The following is a 16,822-nucleotide window of genomic DNA, read 5'->3' as shown; positions in this document are numbered from 1 at the left end:
CGTCATCGTCCGCACCCGCGCGACGGGCTCGTGCTCGCGCAGGTGCTCGCACTCGGGAGGCACCACATCGCCACGCCGGGAGAACGGGAAGTCCAGTACGGTGCGGGACGCCGTCATGACCTGAGATTCCTTTCTGCCGTGGTGTTCTCGATTCGCGGACCGGGGATCGGACCGAGCGGGCGGACCACGAGGTAGCCCTGGTGATCGACGGCCCGCAGACCCTCGCGCCGGGAGAACAGCACCCGGGCCAGCGGCACCGCCGAGTGGTAGCAGGAGACCGACGAGCCGACGCCGAGGATGCGCGGGGCGTCCACGAAGAACGGCAGCTCGGCGAGCAGGTAGTCCGTGCCCGCCCGGAGTTGTTCCGGAGTGGGCCTGCCGGAAATCTTTCCGTCGAGGAAGTAGTCCACCATCAGTTCGCAGGCTTCCCGGATCTCGTCATCCGTTCTCAGGGATTCCCTGACCGTTTCGCGCAGCTCCCGGTAAACGGGGGAAGTGCAGAATTCGGAAAGCGCGCTCACCCGGAATCGGGTGCTCGTCGAACCCAGCGCCTCCACTGCCCGGCGTATTCGCCTGCGAACTCCTTCGAGTTCTTTCCGCGCTTTTCTGGTGGCGTGTTCGCGGTCGTAGCCGATCGTGCCGAGAACGGTGGCCAGATGCAGATCGGCGTACACCACGTCCACCGCGGTGAAGGAGCGGGCGGCCCAGGCGGCCAGCGAGGTCAGGCGATCGGTGCTGAAATAGCCGTTGCCCGGGCTGACCCCGATGAGCGCGTGCTCTCCGCGCTCCCAGATCCGCCTGCACCGGGCGGTCAGCGGAAGGGCCTCGAATTCACTCCTAATGGCCGAGACAGCGGAATCGACCACGGTCTCCCTCTCTTAGCGCATATCCGGAAAATGACCGACCTCGCCAGGATGGCAGAGTCGCGGAGGGCTCGCGAGGTGAGGGAATCGGAATACCCGGGCGGGGGTCACCGGCAATTCGGCGGACCCCGGACAGAGTGAATTTTGTAGCACTGGTCGGCAGTCGGACGATCGGATTTCTAACATCGCGCCGGGCAGATCGACGCGATCGCCGGAAACAAGAGGAGGATTCAATGACCGAGACCGACGTTCAGTACACCGAGCACCCGCCGGACTCGCGGGCGCTGGCCGAGTACGCCGACAGCCTCGCCCCGGGTTACGAGGCCATGGTCGGCGAAACGCCCGACCAGGTCCGCGCGGGGGAGCGGCTGATCGAGCAGCTCCCGGCGGGCTCGCGGGTGCTCGACATCGGTGCGGGCACCGGCAGGCCCACCGCCGAGCAGCTGGTCGCCGCGGGGATGGAGGTGGTGGGCATAGACATCTCCAGCGGGATGCTCGACATCGCCCGGCGGCAGGTCCCGGCCGCGGAGTTCCGGCAGCTGGACGTCCTCGACCTCGACGAGGTCGATCTCGGCGGGTTCGACGCCGCGGTCGCGTTCTTCAGCCTGCTGGCGCTGCCAGCCGACTACTTCCGGGACGCGCTGCGCAAGATCCACCGGCAGCTCCTGCCGGGCGCGCGGCTCGTGCTCGGCATGAACGAGCACCACGACAACAACCTGGTCGAGCGCTTCGGCCGGAAGTACACCCCGACGGTCTGCACGTTCGGGACGCTTGACCGCGACGCGCGCGCCGCGGGCTTCGTGGTCGACGCGATCGTGCACGAGCGGGTCGAACCGCTGCCGCACCTCTTCCTGCACGCGCACCGCTGAGCGGAGGGGGCGCCGCGCAGCGCCCCCTCCACGCGGTCACACCGGGTTCAGCTTCGGGTTGCCGTCCTCGACGACGAAGCTCTTGGCCGTCTCGGCCGCCGCTCCCGGCTCGGAGACCTTGGACAGCACGCGGTAGTCGGCGCGCAGCTCGGTCTCGGTGAACTTGGTGCGGATGTAGCCGCGCCGGTTCGCGTAGAACTTCACGTGCGGGTTCTCGTCGAGCACGTCCTGGTTGCCGTCGTCGCTGCCGTCCCCGCCGCTGGTGATCGAGGTGGTGACGAACTCGGTCCCGACCGCAGGGGAGTCGGCGTCGTCGTGGGTCCGCTTGATCTCGGCGGCCCAGTGCCGGTGCACGTCACCGGTGAGCACCACGCCGTTGCGGACCTTGCTGTCGGCCATCGCGCCGGCGATCCGGTCGCGGTTGGCGACGTAGCCGTCCCAGGCGTCCATGTTGTAGCCCTCCTCGGCGCCCGGGGTCAGGTCGATCTTGGAGAAGAACACCTGCTGCCCAAGCACGTCCCAGCGCGCGGAGGTGCTGCCGAACCCGTCGATGATCCACTTCTCCTGCTCGGCACCGGTCAGCGAGCGGTTCGGGTCCTCGCGGTCGTCGCAGCCGGACTGCACGCCGTCGCCGCACGCCTGGTCGCTGCGGTACTGGCGGGTGTCGAGCATGTGGAAGTTGGCCAGCCCGCCCCACTGGTAGCGGCGGTACAGCTGGGTGTCGATGCCGTTGGGCTTGGAACCGCTGCGCAGCGGCATGTTCTCGTAGTACGCCTGCATCGCGGCCTTGCGGCGGTCGAGGAAACCGTCGTCGGGCTTCTCCGGGGTCTCGTCGGCCCAGTTGTTCTCGATCTCGTGGTCGTCCCACACGACCAGCCAGGGCGCGACCGAGTGCGCGAGCTGGAGGTCCGGGTCGGTCTTGTACTGGCCGTGCCGCTGCCGGTAGTTGGCCAGGGTGCGGGTCTCCGGGCCGAGCACCTTGCGGACGTCCTCCTCCTTGGCGGCGTACTCGTACTGGTAGTCGCCGAGGTGCAGGATCAGGCCGGGCTCGTCCTCGGCCATCCGCTTGTACGCGGTGAAGTGGCCCTCGCCGAAGTGCGCGCAGGAGGCGAAGCACATGGTCAGCTCGCCCATCGTGCCCGGCGCCGGGGCGGTCCGGGTGCGCCCGACCGGGGAGATGGCTCCTTCGGCGCGGAACCGGTAGAAGTACTCCGCGCCCGGCTGCAGGCCCTCCAGCTCCACGTGCACGCTGTGCCCGAGCTCGGGCGCGGCCTCGGCGTCACCGGACTGCACGATCTTGGTGAAGCCCTCGTCCTCTGCGACCTCCCACTGCACGCCGACGACCTTGTCCGGCATGCCGCCCTTGCCGTCCTCGGCCGTCGGCTCCGGCGCGAGGCGGGTCCACAGCACGACGCCGTCGGGCAGCGGGTCGCCGGAGGCGATGCCCAACGTGAACGGGTCGGCGATCCGGCGGCCGAGGCCCGCGCCCGGCGAGGACAGGGCGCTGGCCAGCGCGGAACCGCCGAGAGCGGTCGCGCCCAGCGCCGCGGCACCACCGAGCAGGACGGCGCGGCGGGTCACCGCGGGACGTTGGGGCGGGGTGGGGTGGGACATCTGGCTGGTCCTCCTGACGTCGGTTCGGGACGGCACACACGATCACCCGGACGGGTGGGAAAAGGTACCGGCGACCAGCCATGGTCCGGTTAATTTCCGGCGAAATCGGCCTTCTGCTGCTCGGGTGCTCGGGGATTCGGCCCAGCGGCCGATCCGCCGGAGGAACCAGTCCGCCGCACCGGGGGCTTCGCGGAAGCAGGTATCCGCCCGTGGTTTACCCGGGTGTGCCCGGAGCGGTCGGCGAGGACTCTGGAGTGGTCCGCAACACACTCGCGGCGGCAGGGCCGCTGCCGCCGAAGGGAGAGATCGGCGATGTCCCCGACCCGCGCCCCAGTCCGGTTCGCGTTCAGCCCGGCCAGGTTCCGGGCGCTGCTCGACGTCCACCGCGGCGGGGTCCGCTTCGGCAACGGCCTCGGCGCTCCCGCCGGCTACCGCCGGGATGCCGGGGCGGGAGCTCCGCCCGACGAGCGCGCGCTTTCCGAGCTGTGGCGCGCGGATCTGATCGACCTCGTCACGGCCGACCTGTTCGCCGCGGGCGGCCAGCGGGTCGTGCTGACCGCGGCAGGCCGGGATCTGCTCTACGAGTGGGAGGCGCAGGCGCTCGGCGCGGCGTGAGCCGGTGTCACTTCGGCCGCCAGCTCGATCGTCCCGGCGGCCCCGAGGGGCCGGGCGGCCGGGACGGACGGGGGCGACGTTCCCACTGCCGGTTCGTCGGTCGCGTCGGGGGCATGGTGAGGAACTTAGGGCACCGGAGGTCCCCGGCGGGAACCGTTGGGGGGTATGCGTGACATATCCCGCATGGTGATCTACCTGCGAAGATCGTGTTCGCCGCCTGGTTTGCCCGGTTCTCGCGCCATCACTGCTGGTAGCGGCTTCGTGACGGAGAATTCCCGCCGGTGGCGCGGGAATCGGCGCGCTTCCGCCGCCGGGCGGGCGCGCGGTGGTGACGCGATCCCGGCGGCCGCGCGGACCGGGAAGGGCCCGCCCGCCGCGATCCCGGCCGCCGCGCCGAACCGTGTCCGGTCACCCCGCCGAACCGCGCCAGCTCCCCCTGCGCCGCCGGGCACCTCGAAACCGCGGAAACCCAGCGGCAGCAACGGAAGCGCCCCTCCGGCACCGGACCTAGCGGGCGAAGGTCGACGCCTCCTGGAGTCCGGGCACCCGGTCGGCGATCACGAACGACGCCTTGGTCGCGGCGGGCGCGTAGGGCTTCGAGACGTAGGGCAGCACCCGGAAGTCCGCCCGCAGCTCGGTGCTGGTGATCTTCGTCCGCACGTACCCGCGCATGTCGTCGTGGAACCGGATGTGCGGGTTCTCCGGATCGCCCGAGAAGTCCTTGCCCGCCGCGTCGCCGTTGGAGGTGACCGACGTCGTCACCAGCTCGGCGCCGACCACCGGAGCGTCCGGGTCGTCGTAGTCGAGCTTGAGGTCGTTGGCGTAGTGCTCGTGGATGTCGCCGGTGAGCACGACCGGATTGCGCACCCCGGCGTTGATCCAGCCGCGGGTGATCCGGTCCCGGGAGGCGGTGTAGCCGTCCCAGGTGTCCATGTCGGTGATCTTCAGCGGCCCGGCCGCCTTGTCGTGCTGGGCCATCATCACCTGCTGCCCCAGCAGATCCCACCGGGCGCGCGAGTCGCGGAAACCCGCCAGCAGCCAGGATTCCTGCTCGTCGCCGGTGAGCGTCCGGGTCGGGTCAGACTCCTGGCCGCACGGCCCGAGGATCCCGCCGCACGCCTGGTCACTGCGGTACTGCCGGGTGTCGAGCATGTGCAGGTTGGCCAGCGCGCCCCACTGGATCCGCCGGTACAGCTGCATGTCGATGCCCTGCGGCACCGACGACCGCCGCAGCGGCATGTTCTCGTAGTACGCCTGGAAAGCGGCCCTGCGCCGCTCCAGGAACTTCTCGGTGTCGCCCCAGAACTCGTGGTGCTCGTCGGCCCAGTTGTTGTCCAGCTCGTGGTCGTCCCACACCACGACCCACGGGGCCGTCGAGTGCGCCAGCTGCAGGTCGGGGTCGGTCTTGGTCTGCGCGTGCCGCCGCCGGTAGTCGGCGAGCGTGAACGTCTCGCCGCCCTCCACCGGACGCGCGATCCCGGACAGCACCGGGTAGCCGAGGTGGCCGAACTCGTACTGGTAGTCGCCCAGGTGCAGCACCAGGTCCGGGTCGTCCTCGGCGATCCGCCGGTAGGCGGTGTAGAAGCCGTGCTCCCACGCGGCGCAGGACGCGAAGCACAGCGTCAGCGCGGAAGTCAGGGTGCCTGCCGCGGGAGCGGTGCGGGTGCGGCCGGATCGGCTGAGGTGGGTGCCGCAGCGGAAGCGGTAGAAGTACTCGCGACCCGGGCTCAGCCCGGCGAGCTCGACGTGCACGGAGTGCGCGAGCTCGGGCACCGCGCGCTCGGTGCCGCGGCGGACGATCCGCGCGAAGCGCTCGTCCTCGGCGACCTCCCACTCGACGTCGACCGGGCGGTCCGGCATCCCGCCGAGACCGTCGCCCGCCAGCGGCTGGGTGGCCAGCCGGGTCCACAGCACGAACCCGTCCGGGCTCGGGTCGCCGGAGGCGATCCCGAGGGTGAACGGGTCGGCGGCCGGGGTGGCGCGGGCGGCGGGTGCGGTCAGCACCCCGAGCGCGGCGGTGGCACCCGCCCCCACCAGGACGGAACGACGGGACAGGGCTGGGTCGGACATCGCGGAGCTTCCCTTCCTCGGGCTCGGGGCAGCGTCCCCGGCAAAGATGAAAGAGATTCGTGTATGTGGTGATCGCATGATGAACACCGGATGGCGCCGCGTCTGCCCGCGAACGGCCCAACCCGGACTGCGACCCGGGCCGTGACCTCGAAGGGCGGACACTCGCGGGGGCGTTGTTGAGCGCTGGCACTCGCGTGGGTAGAGTGCTAGACGAACGGCGCCGGAGCGCCCCGGCACCCGCGACGGCGGGGAGTCACGGAGCCGTCGTGAAACCAGCCAACGCTTCGAAGGCCCCAGAAGGTGGAGGTCACACCGTGGCGAGCATCAAGCCGCTTGAGGACAAGATCGTTGTCCAGGCGAGCGAGGCCGAGACGACGACTGCGTCCGGCATCGTGATCCCGGACACCGCCAAGGAAAAGCCCCAGGAGGGCAAGGTCCTGGCCGTCGGCCCGGGCCGCGTCGACGACAAGGGCAACCGCATCCCGGTGGATGTCAAGGAAGGCGACGTCGTCATCTACTCCAAGTACGGCGGCACCGAGGTCAAGTACAACGGCGAGGAGTACCTGATCCTCTCCGCCCGCGACGTGCTGGCCGTCGTCAACTGACGACCGTGCAGTCCGAAAGCCGCCCCGGCGGTCCTCCGGGACCCCGGGGCGGCGGCATGCCGGGAGCCGGTCGCTCCCTGCCACAACCGTGAACCCGAAGGGCTGTTGAACAAATGGCTAAGCAGATCGCCTTCGACGAGGAGGCGCGCCGCGCGCTGGAGCGCGGCGTCAACCAGCTCGCCGACGCGGTGAAGGTCACCCTGGGGCCGCGCGGTCGGCACGTCGTGCTGGACAAGCAGTTCGGCGGACCGCAGGTCACCAACGACGGCGTGACCATCGCGCGCGAGATCGAGCTCGAGGACCCCTACGAGAACCTGGGCGCCCAGCTCGCCAAGAACGTCGCCACCAAGACCAACGACGTCGCCGGTGACGGCACCACCACCGCGACCGTGCTGGCCCAGGCGCTGGTCCGCGAGGGCCTGCGCAACCTGGCCGCCGGCGCCAACCCGGCGGCGCTGGGCAAGGGCATCCAGGCCGCCACCGACGCGGTCGTCGAGGCGCTCAAGGCCAAGGCCACCCCGGTCAAGGGCCGCGACAACATCGCCCAGATCGCCACCGTGTCCTCCCGCGACGAGGCCATCGGCGCGCTGATCGGCGAGGCCATGGAGCGGGTCGGCGAGGACGGCGTGATCAGCATCGAGGAGTCCTCGACGCTGGCCACCGAGCTGGAGGTCACCGAGGGCGTCCAGTTCGACAAGGGCTTCGTCTCCCCGTACTTCGTCACCGACGCCGAGCGCCAGGAAGCCGTCCTGGAGGACGCGCAGATCCTGCTGCACCGCGACAAGATCTCCAGCATCCAGGACCTGCTGCCGCTGCTGGAGAAGATCGCGCAGAACGGCAAGCCGCTGCTGATCCTGGCCGAGGACGTCGAGGGCGAGGCGCTGTCCACCCTGGTCGTCAACGCCATCCGCAAGACCTTCAAGGTCGTCGCGGTCAAGGCCCCCTACTTCGGCGACCGCCGCAAGGCGTTCCTGGACGACCTCGCCGCCGTCACCGGCGCGCAGGTCATCGCCGCCGAGGTCGGGCTCAAGCTGTCCGAGGTCGGCCCGGAGGTGCTGGGCGAGGCCCGCCGCATCACCGTCACCAAGGACAACACGACCATCGTCGACGGCCGCGGCAAGAAGGACGACGTGCAGGCCCGCGCGGAGCAGATCCGCAAGGAGATCGAGGCCACCGACTCCGACTGGGACCGCGAGAAGCTGCAGGAGCGGCTGGCCAAGCTGGCAGGCGGCGTCGCGGTGATCAAGGTCGGCGCGGCCACCGAGACCGAGCTCAAGGAGCGCAAGTCGCGGATCGAGGACGCGGTCGCCGCGTCCAAGGCCGCGGCCGAGGAGGGCAGCGTCCCCGGTGGCGGCTCCAGCCTGATCCACGCTTCGAAGGTGCTGGAAGGCAACCTCGGCCTCACCGACGACGAGGCCACCGGTGTCCAGCTCGTCCGCCGGGCGCTGGAGGCCCCGCTGTTCTGGATCGCCAGCAACGCGGGCCAGGAGGGCGCGGTCGTGGTGTCCAAGGTCCGCGACCTCGACTGGGGCCACGGCTACAACGCCGCGACCCTGTCCTTCGGCGACCTGGTGCAGCCGGGCATCGTCGACCCGCTGAAGGTGACCCGCTCCGCGGTCGCCAACGCGGCCTCCATCGCGCGCATGGTGCTGACCACCGAGAGCGCCGTGGTGGACAAGCCGGAGGAAGAGGAGCCCGCGGCCGGTCACGGCCACGGCCACTCGCACTGAGCCGGTCGCGAACGGCGACCAGGGGCGGCACCTGCGCGGTGCCGCCCCTGGTCTTTTTCTCGCCGCCTCGCACGCCGACGAATGACGCCCCTCGTAGTCATTCGGCAGCCGGTGCCGGTAGCGATGCCGTGATCGCCGCCGAGATCAGCTGGCGAGTGCGGCGATCCGGCGCTTGCGGGACTTGATGATCACTTCGCGTTCGGATTCGGACAGCCCGCCCCAGATGCCGTAAGGCTCCTGCACCGTCAGTGCGTGCCTGCGGCACTGCTCCAGCACGGGGCAACGCTGGCAAACCTCTTTGGCCTTCGCTTCGCGCCGGGCCCGCGCCGGCCCCCGTTCGCCGTCGGGGTGGAAGAAGTACGCGCTGTCCATGCCTCGGCAGGAGCCCCGTATCTGCCAATCCCAGATATCGGCGTTCGGGCCAGGAAGACGTCGAGTGTCCGCCATTGCGACAACCACCTCCAGTGGTGGATCCCCTCCCCGCTGCGGCGGTCGCCGCAGCCTCGCGTGATCCACCGTAGAACCGCGCCAAAACTTGTTCAACCCTTATCGAGTCAAAAGCTGTTCATCGTTGGAGTGATCTGGCGGGCGCGATGATCGTCGAGGCACCGGCTTGCCCCGGCGGGTGTAGAACCGGAACATGTCCCGCGTGACGACGCCGGAACCCGACCATGGGCAGCACGACCCCACCCCCATCGGCGATTCCGGGGCGATCCTGACCCCAGCCGGGGCCGATGACGATCAGCCGCGGCTGACCGTCGCAGCGGTCGCCTCCCGCCTTGGGGTCGCGCCGGCGACCCTGCGGACCTGGGACCGCCGCTACGGGCTGGGCCCCAGCGATCACACCACCGGCAGGCACCGCCGCTACGGCCCCGACGACATCGCGCGCCTGGAGCAGATGCAGCGCGCGCTGCTGCGCGGTGCGTCTCCGGCCGAGGCCGCGCGCTACGCGCGGTCGTCATCGGTGGCGCTGCCGCAACGGGATCCAGCCGCTCCCGCGGAATCGGCGGACGACTCCGAAGGGCCGATGCTGCTGTCCGGCGTGCTCGACGACGCCGGAGCCGAGACCGCGCGGGCCGACGTCGAGCTCAGGTCGACCGACGGCGCCTCCGCCCGCGGCCTCCGCCGCGCCGCGCTCGCGCTGGACTCCTGGTCGATGCACCAGCTGCTGATCGAGTCGATCGAGTCGGACGGCGTGGTCGCCACCTGGGAGGACACCTTCCGCCCCGCGCTCTGGGCGATCACCGAGCGCAGGCAGCGCTCCGGCTCCGGGGTCGAGGCGCTGCAGCTGCTCGTCGACTGCGCGACCACCGCGTTCCGGTCGGTGATCGCGACCGCGCCCGCGCCGCTGAACCCGCGGCCGGTCGTGCTCGCGCCTGTTCCCGGCGAGGCGCAGGAGCTCGAACTGGTCGCGCTCGCCGCGGCGCTGGCGGCCAACCGCGTCGGCCACCGCCTGTTCGGCGCGGCGCTGCCGAGCGAGGGGCTCAAGGCGGCGGTCCGCCGGTCGGCCCCGGCGGCGGTGGTGCTGTGGGCGGGCCAGCCGAACTACGCCTCGGCCCGGGTCATCGGGGACCTCCCGCCGTCCCGCCAGCGGTTCCGCGCGTTCGCCGCGGGCGCGGGCTGGTCAGGGGAGGCGCTGCCCGCGCACGTCGAAATCCTGGGGTCGCTGGAAGCCGCTGCCGCTCGGGTCTCGGAGACCGTGCTCGGCTGAGTTAAGCTCACTGTGTCGCAAATCACACTATGATGTGCCGGTGGGTGAAGACATTTCACGAAGTCGGGCGACGGCGGCTGGCAGCGGGGTGCGTTCGGGTGAACATCGCAGCTATGGGCCTTGATCACGCCGTGCTGCTCCGCTCGTGTCCGGGAGTGCTCCGTTCCGGTGAACCATGCTCAGGTTCCGGCCCGACGAATTTCTGGACGGATTAAGCACCAGATCGTGTCAAGGTTTGGCCTGCCGCGTCCGATAGGGGTTATGGAACGTCACTCGCCTGCAGGAAGGAGTTCCCGTGACGACGGTCCTGATCTGCGATGACCGGCGTAGCGTCCGGGAAGGGCTCACTCGTGTGATGTCTGCTGTCCCCGGAGTGAGCCGGATAGATTGCGTCGCGCACGGTGACGAGCTGCTTGCCCGCTTTTCGCGGCAAGCCGTGGACGTCGTGCTGGTCGGTACACAACGCGCCGTGCCGAACGGCGTGGAGGCCACCAGGCGGCTCGTCTCCGCCCATCCGCAAGCGAACGTGATCGTGTTCGGTGCGCCGGACGACGCCGGCAGCATCGCGGCGGCGATCGCGGGCGGTGCGCGCGGTTACCTGCGCTGGGACGCCTCGCGTCCGGAACTGGTCGCCGCCCTCGCGCACACGCTGGCGAGCACCTCGGTGCCCGCGCCCCGGCAGCCGTCGGACCCCGGCGTCCAGCTGACGGAGCGCGAGCTCCAGGTGCTCCGGGGCATGAGCCAGGGCAAGAGCAACGGCCAGATCGGCCGCGAGCTCTACCTCTCCGAAGACACCGTCAAGACCCACGCCCGGCGGCTCTTCCGCAAGCTGGGGGTGCGGGACCGCGCTCAGGCGGTCGCGCACGGGTTCCGCCGCGGCCTGGTCGCCTGACCACCGCCGCGGGATCTCTCCTCCTGAGCTGTGACTCCACTCACGACGGGCCCGCTTCCGGGTCGCCGGCGCGGTGGTCCGGGAGTGCTCCGGATCACCTGACCGGTCGGCTCGCACGTGTGGAAGGACGGCGTCCGGTGTGGTGGTGGACACCGCCGGGCCGGACAAGTGGTCCGAAAGCGGGCACCGCGTACGTCCCTGCGGCACCCGCGGCGAACTGTCGCCGCGGAGCCGCCAGGACGTGTTCGAAGATCAACATTCTTGATCAAGGTCGGATGCCGTTGAGATCACTGGCCTCGGCAAACGCCGGACGGATCGTCGTCTGGTAATTGTGGAGTGGTGACGACCACGGCCTCCCGCTCCGACTCCCTGTTCAAGGATCGCCCGCTGCCCGGTACGGTGACCCCGGCGCGGCGTGCGGTGCACGCGCGGTTCGCCGGGACAATCCGAGTCGCTTGAACGCGTAACACCAGGGCTGCTGTCTGCGATGACCAACGTGGGGGACGGGCTGGACGCTCTTGTAAGCGCCGCCGTCGACGGCGATCGTCAGTCGATCGAGCGCTTGCTGGCCGAAATCCGTCCTTTGGTGGTGCGGTACTGCCGCGCCAGAGTCGGACGTAACGAGCGTTCGTTCGCTTCGGCGGACGACGTCGCCCAGGAAGTGTGCCTCGCCGTGCTGACGGCGTTGCCCAGTTACCGGGATCAAGGACGTCCGTTCCTGGCGTTCGTGTACGGCATCGCCGCACACAAGGTGGCTGATGCGCATCGTGCATCCGCCCGCAACCGCTCCGAACCGGTCGCGGACGTTCCGGACACCCCGGAGTCCGAAGCCGGGCCGGAGCAGCGGGCGATGCAGGGTGAGCTTTCGGGCAGGATGGCGCAACTTCTGCGCGTCCTCCCGGCCAAGCAGCGGGAGATCCTGCTGCTCCGGGTGGTCGTCGGGTTGTCCGCGGAGGAAACCGCCGAAGCGGTCGGTTCGACGCCGGGGGCGGTGCGAGTGGCACAGCACCGCGCATTGGCCCGGCTGAGAAAGACGCTGTCCGCGGAGGAGGTGGTCTGAATGGCTGAGCGGAAAGGGCCCGGGGGTGAACAGGCGGGACGCGACCGTGTCGAGTCCGGCCGGCAGGACGACCGTTCGCACGTCGAGGACGGGAACGAGGTTCCCGGTCCGGCCGACGCAGGCGAGGGGACCGATCTGAACGACATCCACGGGGATTCCGACTCCGCTGAGTCCGGGACCACCCAGATCAAGGTGCACGACTCCGCCGCGCACGACTCTGCCGCGGAGCCCGTCGGTACTACCGACTCCGCCGAGGATGCCACCGCTGCGGCACCTGCGCACGATTCCGCCGAATCTGGCGGGAAGTCGCCGGAGGAGCCCACGGCTGAGGTGATCGCCTTCCGCCCGCGGGAGGACGGCGAGGACGAGCTGGTCGACTTCGACGGCGACGGCGAGCGGGTCGATCTCGCCGAGCTGCAGGCCGACGACGCGCTGCTGGACATGCTCGGCGGCACCAACCCCGACGTCCGGCACGGCGGGGAGGAACCGAGCCTGGACGCGCTGCTGGTCGCCTGGCGCCAGGACGTCGACTCCAGCCCCATCGGCGAGCTCGTCGACGTCGACACCGCGGTCGCCACCATCGCCGAGGCGCGCAAGCCGCGCAGGCGGCTCAAGCGCAGGCACCTGGTCCCGGTCGCGTCGGCCGCGGCGGTTCTGATGATCACCTTCACCGGGGTCGGGCTCGCCGCCCGCGACGCGATGCCCGGCGACGCGCTCTGGGGCGTCGCGCAGGTGCTCTACACCGACCACGCCCGGATGGCGCAGGCCGCGACCAGCGCGAAGGACGACCTGAACCGCGCGGAAGGCGCGCTGGACCACGGCGACCGCTGGCGCGCGGAGGCCGCGCTGGACCGGGCGCACGAGATGATGCAGGGCATCGACTCCGACCACGGGCTGGCCGACCTGCAGGCCGCGCACGCGTCGCTGACCGCGCGGATGGGGCAGTCCGAGCAGCCGGAGCAGCCGTCGAGCTCCAGCGTCCTGGCGTCGTCGTCGGTGGCTCCGCCGCCGTCGCCGACCCACGAGGTCCCGCCGCCGGTGCCGCCGACCGACACCACGTCGACCACGCCGAGCACCTCGCCGCCGACCAGCGAGACCTCGTCGAGCCCGAGCGAGACCAGCGGGAGCTCCGACCAGCCGTCGAGCGGTACCGGTCCCTCCTGGAACTCGAACCTGTTCCCCTCGAACTGATCCGCAGACGGAGAAGACCCCGCCGGGAGCCCGGCGGGGTCTTCTCCGTTCGCTGGGGGATCAGCGGCTGGTCTCGTTCTCCGACTCGGTGACGCCATCGGCGAAGCCCCGGCAGTACTCCCAGGTGACGTAGTCGTCCGGATTCGGGTCGTAGGCCGGTTCGTGCGGGCGCATGCGGCCGTCGTGGAGCAGCTGTTCCAGGCTGGCTCGCAGCAGCTCCCAGTCGTGGTAGTGAGATTCGCCGCAGTCGGTGCAGTCGACCACGATCCCGCGGACGCCGCGGGGTTCCAGCAGCGCCTGGTAGACCGACAGGTCGGTCAGGTCGGCCAGCAGCTCGGCCTGTTCCTCGTCACCGAGCGGTGGGGCGAACCCGGCGTCGTGATCGCCGAGCGCCATGCTCGGGTCGTCCGGGTCACCCGCGAACGGGTCTGGGGGCAACGGATCGTGCGGCACGGCCCGCACGCTACCGGCTCTGTCCAGCGCCGCGGTGCAGGGCCGTACCACTGGGTGGCTGAACTCCTGTGCCGTCCGGCACATCCGGGCGCGGGCCGAGCGGGTGTTGCCCGGACGCCGGACGTGGGCGCGACCAGCGGTCTCTATCATTGGGGAATCCCCTCCGCCGAATCCGCAGCCCCGGATCGGCACACCCATCACCGCCCGCACCCTTCGGTTGTGGACCCGTAGTTTGAAGGAAGGCACGCCCCCGCCATGACCAGCGAACTCACCGCACCCGGCTTTCCCACGAAGTTCGCGAGCCTCGGGTTGACCTTCGACGACGTGCTCCTGCTGCCCGACGAATCCGACGTCATCCCCAGCGGCGTGGACACCGGAACCCAGCTCTCGCGCAACATCCGCCTGCGGATCCCGCTGCTGTCGGCGGCGATGGACACGGTCACCGAGGCCAGGATGGCCATCGCCATGGCCCGGCAGGGCGGTGTCGGAATCCTGCAGCGCAACCTGTCCGTGGAGGAGCAGGCCGCCCAGGTCGAGGTGGTCAAGCGCTCCGAGGCGGGCATGGTCACCGATCCGGTGACCTGTTCGCCGGACGACACGCTCGCCGAGGTCGACGCGCTGTGCGCCCGGTTCCGGATCTCCGGGGTGCCGGTGACCGACCCGGACGGCACCCTGGTCGGGATCATCACCAACCGGGACATGCGCTTCGAGGTCGACCACACCCGGCGGGTCCGCGAGATCATGACCGCCGCGCCGCTGGTGACCGCGCAGGTCGGCGTCACCGCGGAGGCCGCGCTCGGCCTGCTGCGCAGGCACAAGGTCGAGAAGCTGCCGATCGTCGACGGGGCCGGCAAGCTGCGCGGGCTGATCACCGTCAAGGACTTCGTCAAGACCGAGCAGTACCCGAACGCGACCAAGGACCCGGACGGCCGGCTGCTGTGCGGCGCGGCCGTCGGCGTCGGCGCCGACTCGCACGAGCGGGCGATGGCCCTGGTCGACGCGGGCGTGGACGTGCTCATCGTGGACACCGCGCACGGCCACTCCCGTGCCGTGGTCGACACCGTCGCGACGCTGAAGAAGGAGCTGGGCAACTCCGTCGACGTCATCGGCGGCAACGTCGCCACCCGCGCGGGCGCGCAGGCGCTGGTCGACGCCGGGGCCGACGCGGTCAAGGTCGGCGTCGGGCCGGGCTCGATCTGCACCACCCGCGTCGTGGCCGGTGTCGGCGTGCCGCAGATCAGCGCGATCTACGACGCCGACCAGGCGTGCCGTCCGGCTGGCGTGCCGCTGATCGGCGACGGCGGCATCCAGTACTCCGGCGACATCCCGAAGGCGATCGCGGCCGGGGCCAGCAGCGTCATGCTGGGCAGCCTGCTCGCCGGGACCGCCGAGTCGCCCGGCGACCTGGTGCTGGTCAACGGCAAGCAGTTCAAGGTCTACCGGGGCATGGGCTCGCTGGGTGCGATGCAGTCGCGCGGCCAGGGCAAGTCCTACTCCAAGGACCGCTACTTCCAGGACGACGTGCTGTCCGAGGACAAGCTGGTGCCGGAGGGCATCGAGGGCCGGGTGCCGTTCCGCGGCCCGCTGTCCCAGGTCGTCGACCAGCTCGTCGGCGGGCTGCGGTCGGGCATGGGCTACACCGGGTCCACCACGATCCCGGAGCTGCAGAACGCCAACCTGGTCCGGATCACCGCGGCGGGTCTCAAGGAGAGCCACCCGCACGACATCACCATGACCGTCGAGGCGCCGAACTACACCACGCGCTGAGGCGTACCGGCCCGGACGCCGCAGGGTGTCCGGGCCGGTACTCCGCGCGACGGGGAGCCCCGGATGCGCGTCCCCCGGTAGCCGCAGAGACAATGTCGTGTTGGACAGCGGTGCCGCGAGGAAGGGACTGACGTGCGGGATCTGGTGGAGATCGGCATGGGCCGGACGGCCATGCGCGGCTACGACCTCGACGACGTGGAGATCGTCCCGTCGCGGCGTACCCGCTCGTCGAAGGACGTCTCGTTGGCGTGGCAGATCGACGCCTACCGGTTCGACATCCCGCTGGTGACCCACCCGACCGACGCGATCGTCTCGCCCGCGACCGCGATCCGGGTCGGTGAGCTGGGCGGCCTCGGCGTGCTCAACGCCGAGGGGCTGTGGGCGCGGCACGAGAACGTCGAGGAGCGGCTGTTCGAGGTCGTGCGCGCGGCCGAGGAGGCCGAGGACCCGACCGCCGCGGTGAAGCTGCTGCAGGAGCTGCACTCCGCGCCGATCCGGCTCGACCTGCTGTCCTACGCGATCAAGCAGATCAAGGACTCCGGGGTCACGGTCGCGGCGCGGGTCAGCCCGCAGCACGCCGAGGAGCTGACCCCCGACCTGCTCGCCGCCGGGGTCGAGGTGCTGATGGTGCAGGGCACCATCGTCTCGGCCGAGCACGTCGCCCGCGACGGCGAGCCGCTGAACCTCAAGCGCTTCATCGCCGAGCTGGACGTCCCGGTCATCGCAGGTGGTGTCGGCGACTACCGCACCGCGATGCACCTGATGCGCACCGGCGCGGCCGGCGTGATCGTCGGCTTCGGCGAGTCGCGGTCGGCGACCACGACGCAGGTCCTGGGCATCGGCGTCCCGATGGCGACCGCGATCGCCGACGCCGCCGCGGCCCGCCGCGACTACCTCGACGAGACCGGCGGCCGGTACGTGCACGTGATCGCCGACGGCGCGCTGGGCTACTCCGGCGACATCGCCAAGGCGATCGCCTGCGGCGCGGACGCGGTCATGCTCGGCGAGGCGCTGGCGGAGGCGGCCGAGGCCCCGGGACAGGGCTACTACTGGACCGCCGCCGCCGCGCACCCGAGCCTGCCGCGCAGCGAGATCTCCGGCTGGGCCGGTTCCGGCCCGGACCTGGAGACCGTCCTGTTCGGACCGAGCAGCGACCCGCTCGGCACGGTGAACCTCTTCGGCGGCCTCCGCCGCGCCATGGCCAAGACCGGGTACCGGGAGTTGAAGGAGTTCCAGCGCGTCGGCCTGATGCTCCGCCGCTGATTTTTTGAGAGTGGCCGGGACTCGTCTTGCGTGGCGGTGCGGGTGGCGGAACCTCAGGCGTCCGCTGGCTGCGGTTACTTTTTCCGACGTATGTCCAATACGACGGAAAAAGCTGTCCT

Annotated in this window: 15 protein-coding genes; 10 read left to right on the top strand and 5 right to left on the bottom strand. The window is 70.7% G+C overall.

Annotated features, from left to right (window positions below):
- Positions 1-113: 113 nt before the first annotated feature.
- Complete coding sequence (locus ABD691_RS24845; protein WP_344683626.1) at positions 114-866, bottom strand: tRNA-dependent cyclodipeptide synthase; 753 nt, start codon at positions 864-866, stop codon at positions 114-116.
- 230 nt (positions 867-1,096) lie between these two features.
- On the opposite strand from ABD691_RS24845, the gene ABD691_RS24840 reads away from it, so the two are divergent.
- A complete protein-coding gene (locus ABD691_RS24840) occupies positions 1,097-1,732 on the top strand; it encodes a class I SAM-dependent methyltransferase (protein ID WP_344683624.1) in 636 nt (211 codons plus the stop codon).
- A 36-nt stretch (positions 1,733-1,768) separates the two neighbouring features.
- Here ABD691_RS24840 and ABD691_RS24835 read toward each other — a convergent pair whose 3' ends face one another.
- Positions 1,769-3,346, bottom strand: coding sequence for an alkaline phosphatase D family protein (locus ABD691_RS24835; RefSeq protein WP_344683622.1), 1,578 nt, complete (start codon positions 3,344-3,346; stop codon positions 1,769-1,771).
- Positions 3,347-3,658: 312 nt separating this feature from the next.
- On the opposite strand from ABD691_RS24835, the gene ABD691_RS24830 reads away from it, so the two are divergent.
- The gene (locus tag ABD691_RS24830; protein ID WP_344683619.1) at positions 3,659-3,961 is read left to right on the top strand and encodes a hypothetical protein; all 303 of its coding nucleotides are present in this window, start codon (positions 3,659-3,661) and stop codon (positions 3,959-3,961) included.
- A gap of 507 nt (positions 3,962-4,468) precedes the next feature.
- On the opposite strand, the gene ABD691_RS24825 is transcribed toward ABD691_RS24830, so the two are convergent.
- Positions 4,469-6,031 (bottom strand): alkaline phosphatase D family protein, encoded by a 1,563-nt coding sequence (locus tag ABD691_RS24825; RefSeq protein WP_344683617.1) that lies wholly within the window; start codon positions 6,029-6,031, stop codon positions 4,469-4,471.
- A 314-nt stretch (positions 6,032-6,345) separates the two neighbouring features.
- On the opposite strand from ABD691_RS24825, the gene groES reads away from it, so the two are divergent.
- Entirely contained in the window at positions 6,346-6,636 is a 291-nt protein-coding gene (gene groES / locus ABD691_RS24820) for a co-chaperone GroES (protein ID WP_010316109.1), read from the top strand.
- A gap of 113 nt (positions 6,637-6,749) precedes the next feature.
- Complete coding sequence (groL, locus tag ABD691_RS24815; protein ID WP_344683612.1) at positions 6,750-8,366, top strand: chaperonin GroEL; 1,617 nt, start codon at positions 6,750-6,752, stop codon at positions 8,364-8,366.
- 144 nt (positions 8,367-8,510) lie between these two features.
- Here the strand turns inward: groL and ABD691_RS24810 are convergent, their stop codons facing one another.
- A complete protein-coding gene (locus tag ABD691_RS24810; protein ID WP_344683610.1) occupies positions 8,511-8,813 on the bottom strand; it encodes a WhiB family transcriptional regulator in 303 nt (100 codons plus the stop codon).
- Positions 8,814-9,015: 202 nt separating this feature from the next.
- On the opposite strand from ABD691_RS24810, the gene ABD691_RS24805 reads away from it, so the two are divergent.
- The 4 genes from ABD691_RS24805 to ABD691_RS24790 all read left to right on the top strand — a co-directional run bounded on the left by ABD691_RS24805 (position 9,016) and on the right by ABD691_RS24790 (position 13,220).
- Complete coding sequence (locus ABD691_RS24805) at positions 9,016-10,077, top strand: MerR family transcriptional regulator (protein ID WP_344683608.1); 1,062 nt, start codon at positions 9,016-9,018, stop codon at positions 10,075-10,077.
- A gap of 295 nt (positions 10,078-10,372) precedes the next feature.
- Positions 10,373-10,969 (top strand): response regulator transcription factor, encoded by a 597-nt coding sequence (locus tag ABD691_RS24800; protein WP_029621413.1) that lies wholly within the window; start codon positions 10,373-10,375, stop codon positions 10,967-10,969.
- 487 nt (positions 10,970-11,456) lie between these two features.
- The gene (locus ABD691_RS24795) at positions 11,457-12,029 is read left to right on the top strand and encodes a sigma-70 family RNA polymerase sigma factor (RefSeq protein WP_021341376.1); all 573 of its coding nucleotides are present in this window, start codon (positions 11,457-11,459) and stop codon (positions 12,027-12,029) included.
- Positions 12,030-13,220, top strand: a complete 1,191-nt coding sequence (locus ABD691_RS24790; RefSeq protein WP_344683602.1) for an anti-sigma-D factor RsdA — start codon at positions 12,030-12,032, stop codon at positions 13,218-13,220.
- A 60-nt stretch (positions 13,221-13,280) separates the two neighbouring features.
- Here the strand turns inward: ABD691_RS24790 and ABD691_RS24785 are convergent, their stop codons facing one another.
- Positions 13,281-13,682: a DUF5319 domain-containing protein gene (locus ABD691_RS24785; RefSeq protein ID WP_344683952.1), complete on the bottom strand. Its 402-nt coding sequence runs from the start codon at positions 13,680-13,682 to the stop codon at positions 13,281-13,283.
- A 246-nt stretch (positions 13,683-13,928) separates the two neighbouring features.
- Here ABD691_RS24785 and guaB point away from each other — a divergent pair, with 246 nt between their 5' ends.
- Together guaB and ABD691_RS24775 are read left to right on the top strand one after the other, a co-directional pair.
- Positions 13,929-15,440, top strand: a complete 1,512-nt coding sequence (gene guaB, locus ABD691_RS24780) for an IMP dehydrogenase (protein ID WP_344683600.1) — start codon at positions 13,929-13,931, stop codon at positions 15,438-15,440.
- Between the two features lie 132 nt (positions 15,441-15,572).
- Entirely contained in the window at positions 15,573-16,703 is a 1,131-nt protein-coding gene (locus ABD691_RS24775; RefSeq protein WP_344683599.1) for a GuaB3 family IMP dehydrogenase-related protein, read from the top strand.
- Positions 16,704-16,822: the final 119 nt, after the last annotated feature.

This window comes from Saccharopolyspora taberi (genome assembly GCF_039534165.1).
Taxonomy (GTDB): domain Bacteria; phylum Actinomycetota; class Actinomycetes; order Mycobacteriales; family Pseudonocardiaceae; genus Saccharopolyspora_D; species Saccharopolyspora_D taberi.
The sequence above is the reverse complement of the archived record's forward strand: the minus strand, read 5'-3'. Positions and strand labels throughout refer to the sequence as shown.